The sequence below is a fragment of the Polynucleobacter sp. AP-Titi-500A-B4 genome (assembly GCF_018688095.1).
Lineage (GTDB): Bacteria > Pseudomonadota > Gammaproteobacteria > Burkholderiales > Burkholderiaceae > Polynucleobacter.
The window spans coordinates 1,506,780-1,523,225 of record NZ_CP061311.1 but is presented as its reverse complement, the minus strand read 5'-3'; the positions used below and the strand labels follow the sequence as shown (position 1 = coordinate 1,523,225).

17 protein-coding genes are annotated in these 16,446 nt (G+C 45.8%); 7 read left to right on the top strand and 10 right to left on the bottom strand.

The window, feature by feature from the left end; all coding sequences use genetic code 11:
• The first annotated feature begins 3 nt into the window (after positions 1-3).
• Together ygiD and crcB are read left to right on the top strand one after the other, a co-directional pair.
• Positions 4-783 (top strand): 4,5-DOPA dioxygenase extradiol, encoded by a 780-nt coding sequence (gene ygiD, locus FD968_RS07635; RefSeq protein WP_215365238.1) that lies wholly within the window; start codon positions 4-6, stop codon positions 781-783.
• Positions 784-793: 10 nt separating this feature from the next.
• Entirely contained in the window at positions 794-1,171 is a 378-nt protein-coding gene (gene crcB / locus FD968_RS07630) for a fluoride efflux transporter CrcB (RefSeq protein ID WP_215365236.1), read from the top strand.
• A 47-nt stretch (positions 1,172-1,218) separates the two neighbouring features.
• Here the strand turns inward: crcB and FD968_RS07625 are convergent, their stop codons facing one another.
• The 7 genes from FD968_RS07625 to FD968_RS07595 all read right to left on the bottom strand — a co-directional run bounded on the left by FD968_RS07625 (position 1,219) and on the right by FD968_RS07595 (position 7,514).
• Complete coding sequence (locus FD968_RS07625) at positions 1,219-2,196, bottom strand: tripartite tricarboxylate transporter substrate binding protein (protein WP_215365234.1); 978 nt, start codon at positions 2,194-2,196, stop codon at positions 1,219-1,221.
• 11 nt (positions 2,197-2,207) lie between these two features.
• The gene (locus FD968_RS07620; RefSeq protein ID WP_215365232.1) at positions 2,208-2,729 is read right to left on the bottom strand and encodes a chromate transporter; all 522 of its coding nucleotides are present in this window, start codon (positions 2,727-2,729) and stop codon (positions 2,208-2,210) included.
• Positions 2,726-3,265 carry a chromate transporter gene (locus tag FD968_RS07615; RefSeq protein WP_215365230.1) on the bottom strand — a complete coding sequence of 180 codons (540 nt, stop codon included), beginning with the start codon at positions 3,263-3,265 and terminating at the stop codon, positions 2,726-2,728. Before FD968_RS07615 ends, FD968_RS07620 begins: the two co-directional genes overlap by 4 nt.
• A 2-nt stretch (positions 3,266-3,267) precedes the next feature.
• Positions 3,268-4,245 (bottom strand): D-2-hydroxyacid dehydrogenase family protein, encoded by a 978-nt coding sequence (locus FD968_RS07610; protein ID WP_215365228.1) that lies wholly within the window; start codon positions 4,243-4,245, stop codon positions 3,268-3,270.
• Positions 4,246-4,267: 22 nt separating this feature from the next.
• Positions 4,268-5,641, bottom strand: coding sequence for an MmgE/PrpD family protein (locus tag FD968_RS07605; protein ID WP_215365226.1), 1,374 nt, complete (start codon positions 5,639-5,641; stop codon positions 4,268-4,270).
• Between the two features lie 24 nt (positions 5,642-5,665).
• Positions 5,666-6,661 (bottom strand): tripartite tricarboxylate transporter substrate binding protein, encoded by a 996-nt coding sequence (locus tag FD968_RS07600; RefSeq protein ID WP_215365224.1) that lies wholly within the window; start codon positions 6,659-6,661, stop codon positions 5,666-5,668.
• Between the two features lie 82 nt (positions 6,662-6,743).
• A complete protein-coding gene (locus FD968_RS07595) occupies positions 6,744-7,514 on the bottom strand; it encodes a sulfurtransferase (RefSeq protein WP_215365222.1) in 771 nt (256 codons plus the stop codon).
• Between the two features lie 88 nt (positions 7,515-7,602).
• Here FD968_RS07595 and FD968_RS07590 point away from each other — a divergent pair, with 88 nt between their 5' ends.
• From FD968_RS07590 to FD968_RS07575, 4 genes are read left to right on the top strand one after another with little or no spacing between them, the layout of a single operon-like run.
• Positions 7,603-8,616: a tripartite tricarboxylate transporter substrate binding protein gene (locus FD968_RS07590; RefSeq protein WP_215365219.1), complete on the top strand. Its 1,014-nt coding sequence runs from the start codon at positions 7,603-7,605 to the stop codon at positions 8,614-8,616.
• A 9-nt stretch (positions 8,617-8,625) separates the two neighbouring features.
• Positions 8,626-9,177, top strand: coding sequence for a carboxymuconolactone decarboxylase family protein (locus FD968_RS07585; protein ID WP_215365217.1), 552 nt, complete (start codon positions 8,626-8,628; stop codon positions 9,175-9,177).
• 13 nt (positions 9,178-9,190) lie between these two features.
• On the top strand, positions 9,191-10,045 hold the full coding sequence (locus FD968_RS07580; protein WP_215365215.1) for a pirin family protein: 855 nt from the start codon (positions 9,191-9,193) through the stop codon (positions 10,043-10,045).
• Between the two features lie 14 nt (positions 10,046-10,059).
• Complete coding sequence (locus FD968_RS07575; protein WP_215368108.1) at positions 10,060-11,217, top strand: class I SAM-dependent methyltransferase; 1,158 nt, start codon at positions 10,060-10,062, stop codon at positions 11,215-11,217.
• Positions 11,218-11,222: 5 nt separating this feature from the next.
• On the opposite strand, the gene FD968_RS07570 is transcribed toward FD968_RS07575, so the two are convergent.
• Genes FD968_RS07570 through FD968_RS07560 form a run of 3 tightly spaced genes read right to left on the bottom strand, consistent with a single transcriptional unit; the run spans position 11,223 to position 14,593 of the window.
• A complete protein-coding gene (locus FD968_RS07570; RefSeq protein ID WP_215365213.1) occupies positions 11,223-12,920 on the bottom strand; it encodes a thiamine pyrophosphate-binding protein in 1,698 nt (565 codons plus the stop codon).
• A 1-nt stretch (position 12,921) separates the two neighbouring features.
• The gene (locus FD968_RS07565; protein WP_215365211.1) at positions 12,922-13,899 is read right to left on the bottom strand and encodes a tripartite tricarboxylate transporter substrate binding protein; all 978 of its coding nucleotides are present in this window, start codon (positions 13,897-13,899) and stop codon (positions 12,922-12,924) included.
• Between the two features lie 10 nt (positions 13,900-13,909).
• A complete protein-coding gene (locus tag FD968_RS07560) occupies positions 13,910-14,593 on the bottom strand; it encodes a VOC family protein (protein ID WP_215365209.1) in 684 nt (227 codons plus the stop codon).
• Between the two features lie 144 nt (positions 14,594-14,737).
• Between FD968_RS07560 and FD968_RS07555 the strand changes: the two genes are divergently transcribed.
• Positions 14,738-16,387, top strand: coding sequence for a gamma-glutamyltransferase family protein (locus FD968_RS07555; RefSeq protein WP_215365207.1), 1,650 nt, complete (start codon positions 14,738-14,740; stop codon positions 16,385-16,387).
• Positions 16,388-16,446: the final 59 nt, after the last annotated feature.

Below are 16,446 nucleotides of genomic sequence, written 5' to 3'. Positions count from 1 at the left end.
TTAATGACTAGCCGTCGCCAACCTGCTGTATTTGCTGGCCATGGCAGTCCGATGTATGCCTTAGAGCCCAACCGCTTTACAGCTGCATGGGCATCTTTAGGAAAATCCCTCAAACGTCCAGACGCCATTTTGGTGATCTCAGCGCATTGGGTAACTCGAGGTACTTGGGTTACCGCGATGGAAAAACCCAAAACCATTCATGACTTCGGTGGGTTTCCGCAAGCACTGTTTGATATTCAATATCCTGCATTAGGCAGTCCTGCTTTAGCGGATCGGGTTCAAGAGTTATTGAATGTTCCTGTAGTGCTGGAAGAAAACGAGTGGGGTATTGATCATGGCGCTTGGTCTGTTCTCAAGTACCTCTATCCCAATGCGGATGTTCCTGTAGTGCAGCTGAGCTTGGATGGATCTATGTCGACACGCGAGCATTATGAGCTCGCTAAACAATTAAGACCCTTGCGGGATGAAAATATTTTGATTTTGTCTAGCGGCAACGTAGTGCATAACTTGCGTACGATTCATTGGCAAGATGATGCACAGCCGTATCCATGGGCAAAAGACTTTAATGATTTTTTTGCCTCTGAGATTCAGGTCAATCATCATGAGCCGTTGATTGATTGGGAAAAGTATGGCGATGCTGCTCATCTATCCATTCCAACTGCTGAGCACTATTGGCCTGCTTTATATACCTTAGCTTTACAACAAGACGGCGAGCATGCCAAAGTATTTGTTGATGGTATCGAAATGAGTTCGATCAGTATGCTGAGTTTTTCTATTCAATAAAGAAAAGATTATGTGGCTCTCTATTTTCGCAATCTTCTTTGGTGCCGGCCTTGGTGCTTTATTAAGAGCAGGCTTTAATGTATTGACCGTAGGCGCAGCTGCGGTCATTCCTTTGGGAACGCTGATTTCAAATTTAGTAGGTGGCTATCTCGTAGGTTTGGCAGTAGCGTTCTTTGGTAACAATCCCCAGCTATCACCAGAATGGCGCCTTCTAGTAGTGACTGGCTTTCTAGGGGGTCTGACAACTTTCTCTAGTTTCTCGGCTGAGGTGATTGCATTTATTCAGCGCGGAGAATTTACTTGGGCCTTGGGCACGGCCTTGCTGCACCTCATCGGCTCATTAGTGTTGACCTTCTTAGGTATTTTGACCTACCAAGCGCTAAAGTAAGGCACAGGGGTAAATCAGAGGGCGATTAATTCTCTGATTTGTATTTCTTACTCAGGCTTAATTTTTGCAATCCTGACAACTGCACCCCATTTAATTGATTCTGAGCGAATGAGTGCCGCAAAATCTGCTGGGGTTCCTCCACCAATTTCATTTCCCTGTGAAAGCATCAACTCTCTTAGTTGAGGATCTTTTAAGGCCTCGTTGGCCGCCGCATTTAACTTATCAATAATCTCTTTTGGAGTTCCCTTTGGCGCAATCAAGCCTTGCCAATTGAGCACTTCAACTTTTGGGTATCCAAGTTCAGTGAAGCTTGGTACGTTTGGAAGTAATGGAGAACGTTTCTTGCTGGTAATGGCAATCGGACGCAACTTATCGGCCTTAATGCTCGGCAGGGCTGAATACATTTGATCAAACATCATCGTGACATTGCCTGCCATGAGGTCTGTTAAGCCAGCTGAGCCACTTTTATAGGGCACATGAATCATATCGATTCCAGCACTTTGTTTAAAGATCTCTGCGGAGAGTTGATGGCTTCCACCGATGCCCCCAGATGAAAAAGTGAGAGTGCCAGGCTTGGCCTTAGCAGCATTAATAATGTCCTGAAGAGTTTTGTATGGTGAATTGGGATTAACAACCAATACCAATGGCCCTTTTTCAATCAATACAATGGGCGTGATATCGGTTTCAGGGTCGTAACGCAGATTGCCAAACAATGTTTTATTGACAGCCATTGGAGCAAAGTTGCCCATACCGATGGTGTAACCATCTGGAGCTGCGCGAGAAATAAATTCAGTACCAATATTTCCGCCGGCACCAGGTTTGTTATCAACGATGATGGGTTGCTTCAAAATCACACTCATCTTTTGTGCAATTTGACGACTGCGCGAATCCGCTCCACCACCGGCACCATATGGAACCACAAAGTTGATAGGCTTATTCGGGTAGCTGGCTTGAGCTTTTACAGGACCAACAGTGAAAACGCTAATGAAGCCAATCCATATCAGAAAGCAACGAGCAAGTTTCATTTTGATCCTTATTAGATAAGACCTAGCAAGCCTAGTGCAGCCCCGAGGGCAATCAAATACAAAGGGTGCCAACGTGTAAACAAGGTAATCGCAATCGTACCGATCGTCAACAGGTAGGCTGCAACACTTTGATTAATCTGCAAAGCAATTTGCCATGCTGAAGAGAGAACCAGGCCAATTGCAAGCGCAGCGGCAGCATATTGAATGGCTTGTTTTTTTAGGGGATCTTTCATGCCCAGGATCAGGCGCTGTAAATAAAAGATCAAGATTGAAGACGGCCATGCAATTGCTAGTGTGGCAACGAGCGCACCGATAACTCCATGGACATGCCAGCCCAATAGGGTGACGGTCATGAAATTCGGGCCTGGTGCTGCTTGTGCTATTGCGAAGTAGTCTGAGAAGGTTTGGACATCAATCCAATGCTCTTGATTTACGGCTAAGTTAAAAAGCACTGGAAGCAGGGCATTTACACCGCCAAATGCAATTAAGGAGAAAGCAGAAAGTTTTAGAAAGAGGCTAAGAAGAATACTCATTCAGAGTGCGCTTTCTTCCAAGCCAAGACTAATGCCAATGGTGAGGAGATGAGTACCACCCAGCCCAAGCCGAGATGAAAATAACTAGCGCTGAGTATGGTGACGATAACCACAATGAACATCGCTGGATAGCGAAACTCATCCTTCAGCATTTTGAATCCTGTGGAGGCAATTAAGCCGACACCCACGGCAGATATTCCGCGGAGCACGCCTTTGACAGAATCAAGATAGCTATAGTGCTCGTACAAAACTGCTAAAAGCATGACAATGGAGATTGGCCCGAGAGTCAAGCCTAGTACAGCAGCAGCAGCACCCCAAGCACCACCAAAACGGGAGCCAATACACACGGCAAGGTTGACGATATTGGGTCCTGGAACAATTTGGCAGATACCTAGAATGGCGCTAAATTCTTCAGAGGTCAAAATCTTGTCACGCTCTACCAAGGTTCTTCGAGCCCAAGGTAAGACGCCGCCAAACCCAGACATTCCAATTTTGCTAAAGCTGATAAATAGCTCTAGTGGCGTGAGTGTTTTCAAGATTACTGTGGCTTAAATGGGTGTGGAGCCGGTTTGTGATCTAACCAAGCCTCTAGGGTATCAGTAATGCCTTTAGAGAAGGCAGCAAAGATTGGTTCGGCAATAAAACCTAAGTGGGGTGTTACTAAAAGATTTGCTGTATTACGCAAAGGATCTTTTTCTGGGAGCGGCTCAATATCAAATACATCTACCGCTGCCTGGCCAGGTCTGCCTGCTGCCAATGCTGCTTGCAGATCATTCATGTTAATGAGGGCAGATCGTGAAGTATTTACCAAGATTGAGTCAGGGCGCATCAGGGCTAATTGATCTGCGCTAATAAGACCTTTGGTCCCTGGTCCCGCAACTAGATGCATTGAGACAATTTTGGATGTGGCGAGCAACTCTTCCAAGCTAATGGCTTTTGCATTTTCTGCAGCAGCACGTTCAGGAGTCATACGTGGACTCCAAGTAACCACTTCCATGCCAAAGGCAGCTCCAACACGTGCCACGCGACTACCAATTGCACCAAGGCCCATGATGCCTAAGCGCTCGCCTGAAAGCATTGGTAGCACAGATAGTTGATCACGCCAGCCACCCGTAGCCATCAGCTTATTTTCTTCAATCAAACGCTTGGATGCACCAAGAATGAGGGCCCATGTGAGTTCGGCAGTAGTTTCTTTAGAAGGACCGCCGGGTGAACACGCAATTGGAATATTGCGAGCCATTAATGCCGCAGCATCTAGCGTGCCATTACGTTCACCTGTGAACATGAGAAATTTAAGTTTAGGTAAACGCGCAATCATGGCTTCATTGAAAGGGGCGCGATCCCGCACGATGGCAATTGCATCTGCATCCTTGACTACCTCATAGAGCGCCTCATCGCGAAGTGGCTCGTGATGAAAGGTGAGGTTTGCTTGCTTCTCAAGCTTTTCCCAGTTAGAGAAGCGACGTAAGGCGCGTTCGTAGTCACCAAGAATGACAATGTTTGGTAATGAAGCCATGGATCCGTACTCTCTTTTAAATTTATTCAGGCGTGCACAGGCTCAAGATTTGCTTGAGGTCTGATGCTTGGCCTAATTTCCATAATGCAGAAATCAGTTGACGGGTTTTTTCTTTGCCGATGATCGGTTCAGCCAAACTTGTAAATTTTTGCTCTAAGTTAGCATCGCTCATTGGGTTTTCAACGGAGCCAATTGCGTTCTTCACAAATACATGGACTTCTTTGCCGTTTTTCAAGAAGGCCTTGACATCTACTGAGGCTTCGCTAATAGAGGTATCGGTAGTTGCATTAACCTTGGCGCGCAATGCCACGACATCAGCACGATTCACAATGTCATCAGCATATTCACCTTCACCCGCTTGGCCAAAAATCAAGCCCACAGCACAGCCGTGATACACGCTAAATTTACCTTCGAGACCATCTTTTGGAGTTTTCTTACCAGTGAGCTCTAAAACGAGTGGGTGAACACGTAATTCGATGCGCTCCACATCCTCAGCCTTAACTCCCTGGGCGCGTAATTGTGCACAAGCATCAATCGCTGGGTGAATCACAATGCCGCAGGCAAACGGTTTGTAAGTATTTAAAGAAATCTCGAAGGATTTTCCGAGGGCGCGATCAATTTCTGACCAGTCACACTTGGTTGAGACAGTTTGCATATAACCACGACCGGCTTCTAATGCTTTTGGGCTTGCTGTGAAGCCATGTTTAGCGAGTAATGCGGAGAGTTGCCCAGCACGTGCAGCACCGCCTGGATGAAAAGGTTTCGTCATCGTGCCAAATTGCTCGCGCATTCCAACGGGTTGTGAAGCCGCAATACCCAATGCCATGGTTGTCTTTTGGAGATCAAGACCCATCAAGCGTGAGCATGCTGCTGCAGATCCCAGCATGCCAGTTGAGCCAGTGATATGCCAACCACGGTGGTAGTGATCTGGATACATTGCATTACCAACACGGCAAGCAACATCGATGCCCAGAATTAATGAATCAATCATTTGGCGACCATTAGCATTGGTGTGTTCGCCCAATGCCAAGATTGCGGAGGCAACTGGTCCCGCAGGGTGAATGACGGTCTTGAGGTGAGTGTCATCAAAGTCAAAGGTATGTGAGCTGATGCCATTGATTAAGGCGGCACCACCCATGTCAACTTTATCTTTACGCCCCAAGATACTAGCTTGTGGAGCTGGCTGAAATTCACGAATAGCAGCCAAAGAAGATTCAACGCTTTCATGATTCGCGGCACCAATAGCGCAACCGAGCCAGTTTAAAAAGGTGCGGTGGGCTTCGTGCTCCACCTCTGGTGTCCAGCCTTGACTAGGGTGGGAAGTAACAAATTCCGCCAGAATCTTGGTAACTGGGGGTGCATTTAAATCAGCTGCTGCAGCGATAGCATGAGACATAAGATTTCCTATGATTGTTTTTAGTTATTCGATTTCAATATTGCGATCTTTGGCAACTTTGGCCCAGCGTGCAATATCTTCTTTAATGTAGTTCGCAAATTGTGGCGGCGTCATTGGCATCAGTGTCATTGCCTCGCTCGTCATCTTTTCAGAGAAGTCCGGTAGAGCGAGAACTTTATTTAATTCTGCATTGAGTTTCGTAACAATTGCTGGTGGCAAATTTGCAGGACCTACTAAGCCGTACCATTGCTGTCCATCAAAACCGTTCAAGCCTAACTCTTTAAAAGTCGGAATATTGGGGGCGGCTGAACTACGTTTGGCACCAGTCACTGCAAGCCCGCGGACACGATTGGTATTGATATAAGGTAGTGCTGCAAATAGGGTTGGGAACATGGCTTGAGTCTGACCTGCAAGTAAGTCGGTATAGGCAGGACCCACTCCACGATAAGGAATGTGAACCATATAGATACCAGCAGCGAGTTTGAGTTGCTCCATTCCAAGGTGAGTCAAGGTTCCTGGGCCGGCAGATCCATAACTTAATTTAGCAGGATTCTTTTTGGCGTAGTCTACGAATTCTTTAAAGTTTTTGATCGGTAACTCAGAATTAATGACAAGGACGTTTGGTGTGGCACCAATCATACCAATGGGCGTGAAGTCTTTAATGGCGTCATAAGGTAGACGACGCACTGCAGGGTTGGTGCCATGCGTACCAACATAGGCAATCATGAGCATATAGCCATCAGCAGGCGCTTTTGCAGTAGCTTGAGAAGCGATGGCGCCACCACCACCACCCATGTTTTCAACTACAACCGTTTGACCAAGGGAGCGAGACAATTTTTCTGCAACGGCGCGAGCAATATTATCGAGTCCGCCGCCAGCAGCAACGGGCGCAATTAATTTGATCGGCTTAGTCGGATAAGTTGGAGTCTGCGCAGAGCTATTAAGGCTAGTTGTTAGTCCCAGCAAGGCGAATACAAAAGATAAAAAAATCGGCTTTTGCCGATCATTCAATTTAGACATGTCTCAAGTCCAGATTATTGTTGTGTATTAATGTAATGCGGTCTGTTGATTTTACTATTGATGGCCCCTATTGGGTATCCATCTAGCCAGTCTTGAGCTTTTTGCGAATAGAGTGCTCTACGGGTATGGAATCCAGATTGGGCTCTAGCGCCTCACGCTCATCAAATACAAAGCAACTACCTTGGTAATGGGCAGAGCCTACCTCTTCAAAGTATTTGAGGATGCCACCTTCAAGTTGATAGCTATGCTCCATGCCGATCTCGCGCATGTAGAGCCCAGATTTTTCACAACGAATACCACCGGTGCAAAAACTCACCAGCGTTTTATCGGCCAAGGCTTCTTTATGTGCTGAGATTGCTGCTGGAAACTCAGTAAACTTTTCAATATTGAAGTGCAAGGCATTTTCAAAGGTGCCATAGTCCACTTCAAAGGCATTACGTGTGTCCACCATGACTACAGGACGACCTAGATCATCGGTACCTCGATCTAACCATTCTTGTAATTTTTTAGGCGAAATAAAATTCGCGCGACTTTTTTCTGGCTGAATCGTTGGGTGATTCATGCGAATAATTTCATTCTTGAGTTTGATCAGCATCTTTTTGAACGGCTGCTCATCTGACCAACTTTCTTTGGCTTGCAAAGGAGCGAAGCGAGGATCGGTGCGGAGCCAATCTAAGAATCCACGTAAAGCATCTGTTTTACCTGCGAGAAACATATTGATACCTTCCCCTGTCAGCAAAATCGTGCCTTTGAGTTCCCGGGCGTGGCATTCGTCGAGCATTTTTGCGCGCAACTCTGGCAGCTCATCAAGGCTGACAAATAAATAGGCGGCAATATTCAAAATCGACTTCATTTTTTCTCTCTTTGAGCTACCCTCGCATTATCGAGCAAATGGGGCTTGGGGGTGGTAATCTTGAGGTCTTATTCAAAGGAGACAATCCATGCTGGATTTAGTAAAAATGGCCAAAGAAACCACCTATAAAGCCTTATTAGGGGCTTTCCTGGCTCTTGGTGCAAGCAGCATTGCTTTTGGGCAAACTGCAGGGGTGGGCTCTTGGCCGACTCAAAAACCCATTCGTTTTATTGCCGTTTTTCCACCCGGTGGATCTGTTGATCAGGTTGCGCGTATTTTGGCTCCCGCTCTTCAAGCTGAGCTCAAGCAAAATGTGATCGTAGAAAACATCGGCGGTGCTTCCGGTGTGATCGGCACATCTGCAATGACGCGTTCCGATCCAGATGGCTATACCTTTGCGGTGGTCTTTGATACTCATGGCGTTAACCCAAGCCTCAAAGATAAGCTCCCCTACGACACAATTAAAGATATCGCGCCGGTGATTTTGGTGGGTACTTCGCCGATGGTTTTGGTAGCCAGTAAAAATTCTGGAATCACGAGCTTCAAGCAGCTAGCAGAAATGTCTAAGGCCGGTAAACCATTTAGCTATGGCTCTATCGGCATAGGAAGCCTTGGGCACTTAGCCATGGCGCGTCTAGCAAAGCAAGCAGGATTTGATTGGAATCACATTCCTTATCGTGGCGGCGGCCCTTTAATGCAAGATGCTTTGGGCGGTCAAGTTCAACTGGCCGTGGGTTCGGAGTTTTTGGTCAAGCCCCATATTGATAGTGGTGGCGTGATCCCTTTGGTCATCACTACTGCAAAAAGATCTCCTGCGTTGCCCAACGTACCAACGATTTCTGAAAGTGGTTTCCCTGGCTTTAGTGCGCCAGCATGGTGGGCAGTATTAGCGCCCGGCAAAACGCCGCCCGCAATCGTAGATGCCATGAATAAGGCTTTAAATAAAGCTTTGAAAACGCCTGCCGTCTCTGAGAAATTTAAATCTCAAGGGATTGAAATTGTTGGTGGTACCCCTGAGACTGCTCGAGAATTTATTGGCAAGCAAATTGGCATCTGGGGTAAGTTCGTGATTGAAAACAATATTAAAGAAACAGCTCAATAGAAAGCTTTTATGTCAGAACGTTTAATACCGTATCAGCCAATGGACTTGGCTGAACCTGCTGAGTTAGTGGCCGCGATTCGCAAGCGTCGTGGCGGCCAATTTATCAATTTAGATCGTATGTTGTTGCATAGTGTACCGATTGCTGAGGGCTGGAATCACTTCATTGGCGAGATTCGTAACAATCTTTCTTTAGATCCCAAGTTACGTGAATTGGCCATGTGTGGCGTCGCCGTACTCAATGGCGCGGAGTATGAGTTCTTTCATCATGCGCCTCCTTTTAAGAAAGCTGGCGGTACTGAAGAGCAAGTGCAAGCTTTGCGCTTGATTGGGCAAACCAGTTTCCCTAGAAATTTATTCTCGCAAGTTGAGAATGATGCTGCGGATCTAACCTTTCAGATGACGCGCAATATCAAAGTGGATCCTGAGTTGATGAAGCGTTTGCAAAAAGCCCTGGGTAGCACCGATACGGTGGAATTAGTAACCGTCATTGCTGCTTACAACATGGTGTCACGCTTCTTAATTGCCCTTGATGTGAATCCAGAAGATCATCCACCAGCTTGATAAAAAACCATAGATGATCCGCAACATTAAAGCCATTATTCCAGGCATCGCCACTTCAGATGGCGCAGGCGTCAAGCTACATCGCAGTCTAGGTGGTCAGCAGCAAGTGAGGTTAGATCCTTTCTTGATGCTGGATGAGTTTTCATCGAACGATCCAAATGATTATGTCGCAGGATTTCCGGCGCATCCCCATCGGGGGTTTGAGACGGTGACCTATATGCTTGAGGGTCATATGTTGCATGAGGACCATTTGGGTAATCAAGGGCACCTTAAGACTGGCGGTGTGCAATGGATGACTGCAGGGCGCGGCATTATTCATTCGGAGATGCCACAGCAAGCGCGTGGCGCGATGCGCGGCTTTCAGTTGTGGATAAATTTGCCTGCCAAAGAAAAGATGAAGCCAGCGGGTTATCAAGATATTCAGGCGGAAGAGATTCCAAAGACATCTTTGGCGAATGGCGGATCAGTGAAGGTGATTGCAGGCTCTTATGAAGATAGGGATAAAAGAGTTGCTGGCCCCATTCAGGGAATCACCACCACGCCAGTATTTTTAGATGTGCATTTGCCTCCCAATACAGAGTTTGAGTATTGCATTGCCAAGGAGCTCAATGCATTTGTGTATATCTATGAGGGTGGACTAGAGATTGGCGACCCAATGAGAGCAGTTCCCAAGCAGGCTGCGATTGTCTTGGGCGATGGCGATCTCTTCAAGGCAAAAGCGGGTGCTGAGGGTGCTCAGTTCATTGTGCTAGCAGCCTTGCCTTTGCATGAGCCTATCGTGCAATACGGTCCTTTTGTGATGAATACTCGCGCTGAGATAGAGCAAGCTATTGATGATTATCAAAACAATCGTTTTGTGGTTTCTTGAATGACTACTTCACAATGATTCATTGGGAAGAGAGCGGGCAAACTTGCTCCGCAAAATGGCATTCAGAAAATGGGATTGCGCCACATAAAAAAATTCAAATTGGCGACGATACCTTAACTGCAGATATTGCCTATCGCTTAGCTTGCGAGGGCACTGCAATCCTCTATCGAGGAGATTTTCAGAATGCACGCCAGTTGTTACAAGCTTTAGTGAGAAGGGTCGATAAGCCCTCCAAGAAATCAGCTCTAGCTGATCGAGTAGCAAAAGAGAAAAGACAAAGTCCTTTAGATATCTTTCATCTGCATCGCTTATCTCAATCACAACGTGCTCGTATTCTAGGTATGGTGTTGATTGAAGTAAATGTAGATCACACTATTTCACTTAGACGAGCTCCTGATGTAACGCAGGCCTGTCTTGAGGCTTATGGAAAGCAGAATGAGTCTTACGTGATCTCTCTGCGTGAATTGCTCGGCGTCATCAGTGCACATGAATGGCGCAAGAAGGGTGTGCCTATTTTGGCAAGGGATGATGAGGAGATTCGTATTCATCCTCACTATGGAGTGTTCTCACCCATGCGTGGCGAATATATTGAGCTTGTTCTCAAAGCACCGCTACCGATTGCTCTGAAGCAAAACCCTGTCGCTTTTGATATCGGCGTCGGAACAGGCGTCCTATCAGTAGTACTGGCAATACGAGAGATTCAAAAGATCATTGGTACAGATCAAGATGATCGCGCCATTGCTTGCGCCAAAGAAAATATCAAGCGCCTCCATCTAGAATCTCAGATAGAGATCCAGAAAACCGATTTATATCCCGAGGGTAAAGCTGCGTTGGTTGTTTGCAACCCACCTTGGCTACCAGCTAGACCAAGCTCATCTTTAGAGCATGCGGTATATGACCCAGATAGTCGGATGCTCAAGGGCTTCTTGAGTCAGCTGAAGGATCATTTATCCTCAGGTGGAGAGGGCTGGTTAATTCTTTCTGATTTAGCTGAACATTTAGGTTTGCGTACCAGGGAAGAGTTGCTCTTATGGATTGAGGCCGCCACACTAAAAGTCATCGCGCGTCTAGATACCAAACCACAACATCCAAAAGCATTTGATAAAACAGATGCACTGCATATTGCGAGATCTAAAGAAATCACCTCACTCTGGCGCTTGGCCAGCAAGTAAGCTTTTTAGCCCATCCATTGGCTGACTGGAGCAGCAGCATCCTGAAGGGGTTGGGAAATAATGTCTACTAGAGCCGGTTCCCCGCTCTCAATAGCGGCTTTAATGACAGCGTCTAGCTTTGTTGGGTCGTCTACCGTCCAAGAGCGCACTCCATAGGCCTCAGCTACTTTGGCATGATTCGTACGATTGAAGTCTACGGAGAAATAGCGTTTATCGTAACCCGATTTTTGGCTTGCCTTGATCCAGCCGTATACAGAATTGGATATCACAATCATGAGTAATGGAAGCTTGTAACGCGTAATAGTTTCAAGCTCGCCAACAGTAAAGCCAAAACTTCCATCTCCCATAACAGCAACACATAAAGAGTTTGGTCTACCGACCGCCGCACCTATTGCTGCTGACATTGCAAAGCCTAAAGCCCCGTGGGCGCGATTGGTGATGAAATGTCTTCCTGAAACATCGCTCATAAAATATGCTGAGAAGTAAGGGCATGGAGTCCCGGGGTCAGCACAAACAATCGCATCTTTAGGTAAAAGTCGATTTAGTGTATGAACAATTCTTTCTGGAAGGATGGGAGTCTCATTGCTATTAGCAAGCTCAAGAAAAGATTCAAACTTTAATAACTTTGCTTTGGCAACAACTGCTTTGCCATCCACGAAATTATGAGTACGCGCTTGAATATTGCTAACTAAATAATCATATATTTGTTCGAGTGTTAATTTTGCATCACCGACTAATCCAACTGCAGTTGGATAGTTTGCGCCGATAGTTTCGGGATTGATATCAAGGTGAATAATTGGTATTGATTTATTAGGGTAGCGCCAGTTTTCTGTTGTGGTAGATCCTGCTCTGCAGGTGATAAAAAAGACAAGATCGGCACTATTGACTAGATCTCTAGTAGCCATGACTCCACCATTTGCACCTACTACGCCAGCATTCAAGGGGTGATTTCCGGCGAGACTGCCTTGTCCGCTGACAGTCGTACAAACTGGAATATTGAGAAGTTGCGCAATCTTTTCAAGTACTTGTTCCGCTCCAGAGTTGATGACGCCACCGCCGCAAATGAGCACTGGAAATTTTGCTTGTAGCAGCATCTGAGCAGCTTTTTCAATATCTGCGTTGTTGGCGATATATCGTTGTGCTGGATACTGGCAGTGTTCTTTTTGTGCCCAGATATCACTTTGTAATACGGAATGCTTTTGAACATCATGAGGAAGGCAGATATGGGCGCTACCAGGTTTTCCTGTGGTCATCGCCTTAAATGCGGTTCTGATGGCAGATGGAATCTGTTCAGCTAAGTCAATGGTGGTATTCCATTTTGTCAGCGGTTTATAAAGTGCTTGTTGATCAAGTTCAGTCAGTGGATATTTCCCGCGGGAAGTGACGGGAACATCTGATGTGATTCCTAGAACGGGGATAGAGGATTCATTGGCTTCTACTAAGCCAGGCAAAAGGTAAGTTGCGCCACCGCCACTCGGACCTTCGCACACACCAACCTTGTGGGTTACTCGCGCATATGCATCCGCCATATAGCCAGCACTTCGTTCATCCCTTGTTAAGATGTGTTGCATGCCGTGATTTAGTCTTGCTAATGCATCATAAAAAGGAAGGCTAGTGTCGCCACATAACCCAAAGATATGCTTTACCTCATACTTTTCTAGCATTCGTACTAGAGCTTCTGCACCATTTAAGGTATCACCCATATTAATCATCCAAATTTAATTGAGTGGCTTTAACAAATTGCTGCCAGCGTTCAAATTCACGCTTTGCATATTTATCGAGAGTGGGGCCATCGCTAGCTTGAACATCAAATCCACCTTGCGTTAATTTGGTTTTAATTTCTGGGTCATTGAGGACTGCTTGAAAATCTGCTGTAAGTTTTTTAACGGTTGCTGCGGGTGTATCAGCCGGAGCAAATGCGCCGATCCACGAGTAGGCTTCATATCCTGGAAAACCTGACTCAGCAACAGTGGGGGTCTTTGGTAATTCAGGAAGGCGTTGAGCGCCCGTTACCGCAAGTGGCTTGAGTTTATCTGCCTGAATTTGTCCTTTGACCGCAGCGTAACTTAGTAAAGTCATGCTAGCGGTATTTCCTACAACTGCAGCAATTGCAGGGCCACCACCGCTGTATGGTACATGCAAAACAAAAATACTAGCCTTGCGTTTAATGTCTTCCATAGCCAGTTGGTTTAATGACCCCATTCCTGTAGACGCATAACTATAGAGCCCGGGATTTTTTTTAGCTGCAGCAATAAACTCCGCTAGGTTATTACCTGGCACTGAAGGATTTGCAGCAATAACCAATGGGAAGCGAACCAAGAGGCTAACGCCTACAAAATCTTTAAAGGTGTCGTAAGGTAATTTGGACTTAACAATTGGATTGATAGAGTGATTATCAAAGCTAATCAGGAGCGTATTTCCATCAGGTGATGATCTCGCTACATGTTGCGTGGCAATTTGACTAGCAGCTCCGGGACGATTTTCGATGACAACTGGTCTACCAATTCTTTCAGAAAGTTTGCTCTGAATGGTTCTCGCAGTGATATCGGTGCTGCCACCCGGAGGGAAGGGAACAACTAGCGTTAAAGGCTTATCACTTTGTGCAAAAACAATGCTTGAAGTAATAAGAAGTATCAGGGATAGAAAAAGGGGCTTGGCAAGGAAATGGGTAGAGATTTTCATAGGTGATTTTCTAAATGTCAGCAAGAAACGGTTTGTTGATGATGAAGTCTACAGGATCTGGGGGGTTTTTCACTAGACAGGCCGAAAGGATTTGACTCAATTTGCTCTGAGTATCTGATAGCAAACTAAGGGTAAGGTTCGGGAGTTGTATTTCGATTGAATCATCCTTGGGGTTGATATCGCCTGAATTGCTATTTAACACTTTTGCAAAAATGTTCGATGTAGCTAAAGCGTTTGGCGTAGTGACAGTAATTTTCTTTAAACGATTTAACTGATTCCCGTGATTTAGCCAATTCGACTGCCAAACGTATTCTGGATTAAGGTGCTCGCAAAAATAAATTCGCAAACCTTCAATAGGTTGTTTTGTGAACCTGACCGTTTTAAATTGGACCAGTACTTTGGTTCCCATAAATTCAGATTCACGGGATAAATCTTGCACAGGGTTAACATCAAATCCCTGTTGCTTGAGTTGCTCATAGCAGGTATCCGCATCCTCAGTTCGAAATACTAGAGCATCTAGACCAATTTGTTGGTTGGCAATTTCAGCCCTTTGAGGTTTCGTGCCAGGCTCCCAGCCGAGTAGTTCGATATAGGTAGTATCTAGCATGATGAGCTGATTGCTAGAGCCAAGATTGTGCCTCGCTAAAGGAGTTAGGGTAAATCCACTGTTTGCAAAGAGGTTTCCAAGGTTCATTAGCCGGTCTCTGCCAATTATCACCAAGTGATCAAACAAGTAATTAGTAGTGTGGTTTTGGCTCACGTTCGATGATTGGGGTTTATTCAAAAATATCATATACGATATTGGCAAGAGTGAAATAAATCCTGAATAAGAAAATATATGAAATTTAATTGGAATAATCCATATCCAACTATTCGATTACCTGTAATGGGGCGGAATGTAGTTTCAACTTCACATCCCTATGCTGCACAGGCAGGTTTAAAAATTATTCAACAAGGTGGTAATGCAATTGATGCTGCTATCGCAGCAGCAGCAGCGTTAATGATTGTTGAGCCGGTCTCAAATGGGTTGGGTAGTGATTGCTTTGCAATTGTCTGGGATGGTCAACAGTTGCATGGCTTAAATTCTTCGGGAACTGCCCCGCAAGCTTGGAGCCCAGAATATTTTGGCGACAAATATGGCCTCAATCATCTGGGCTTAGCCAATAACCCTAAGCGTGGTTGGGATTCGGTAACTGTTCCAGGGGCGCTGGCAGGATGGGAGCAGTTACATTCTCGCTTTGGGTCGCTTCCATTGGCAGACCTTTTGCAGCCGGCAATTGAGATTGCAGAGAGAGGCTACGCAATGGCGCCCGTGGTGGCGCATAAGTGGGCTGCTGCAATCCCTGAGCTTCATCATCAACCTGGTTTCGCTCAGGCATTTATGCCTTATGGGCGAGCCCCTGATATTGGTGAAATGTTTCGCTTTGACGCTGCTGCAAAGACACTTAAAGCAATCGCAAAAAATGGCATTCGCGATTTTTATGAGGGTGAAATAGCTCAGGCAATCGTTGATCATGCAGGAAGTCATGGTGGGTCAATGTCGCTGAATGACCTTGCAGACTATCGTCCTGATTGGGTGGGCACTATTGAGCAATCTATGAAAGGGGCAGATGGGAAAATTTATTCTATGCATGAGATTCCTCCTAACGGCCAGGGAATTGGCGCTTTAATCGCTTTGGGAATTTTGCAAAATTTTGATCTTACAAACTACCCTGTGGATAGTGTAGAAAGCCAGCATTTGCAAATAGAGGCAATGAAGCTGGCATTTGCTGATGTATATCAGTATGTTGCTGACCCACGATCCATGGACGTTACACCAGAGCAGATGTTGGATTCTTCCTATCTAGCTGAGCGGGCTAAACTTATCAATCCAAATCGCGCGACTCACTTTAAATTTGGTTTACCGCAATCTGGCGGAACGATTTACTTGAGTGCAACTGATGAGCAGGGTCGAATGATTTCCTTTATTCAGAGTAACTACATGGGATTTGGTTCTGGTGTAGTGATTCCGGATTGGGGTGTCAGCTTGCAAAACAGAGGATTTGGTTTTTCAATGGACCCAAAATCAGCAAATGTGGTTGCTGGTGGGAAGCGACCATTTCACACCATTATTCCAGCATTCCTAACGCGACAAGAAGACGGTCAAACTTTGCCGCAAATGAGTTTTGGTTTGATGGGTGGTGATATGCAGCCACAAGGACACTTGCAAACGATATTGCGCATGATTAGCTACAGACAGCAACCTCAAGCAGCATGTGATGCTCCTCGTTGGAAGGTGAATCGTGATTTCACTTTAGATGTGGAGTCCAATATGAATCCATCAACGATACAAGGTTTATCAAAACTTGGACATGAATTGAAAAAAGTGGATGATCCATATATGGATTTTGGCTCAGGTCAATTTATCTGGAGATTGTCTGATGACATTCGAGATGGCTATGTAGCTGCAAGCGATCCCCGTCGTGATGGACAGGCAGCAGTGTATTAACCCCCTGTTTATTTTTTACCTTGAACAAAGATTCTCGCTGAAGTTTTTTGTGATGGGGC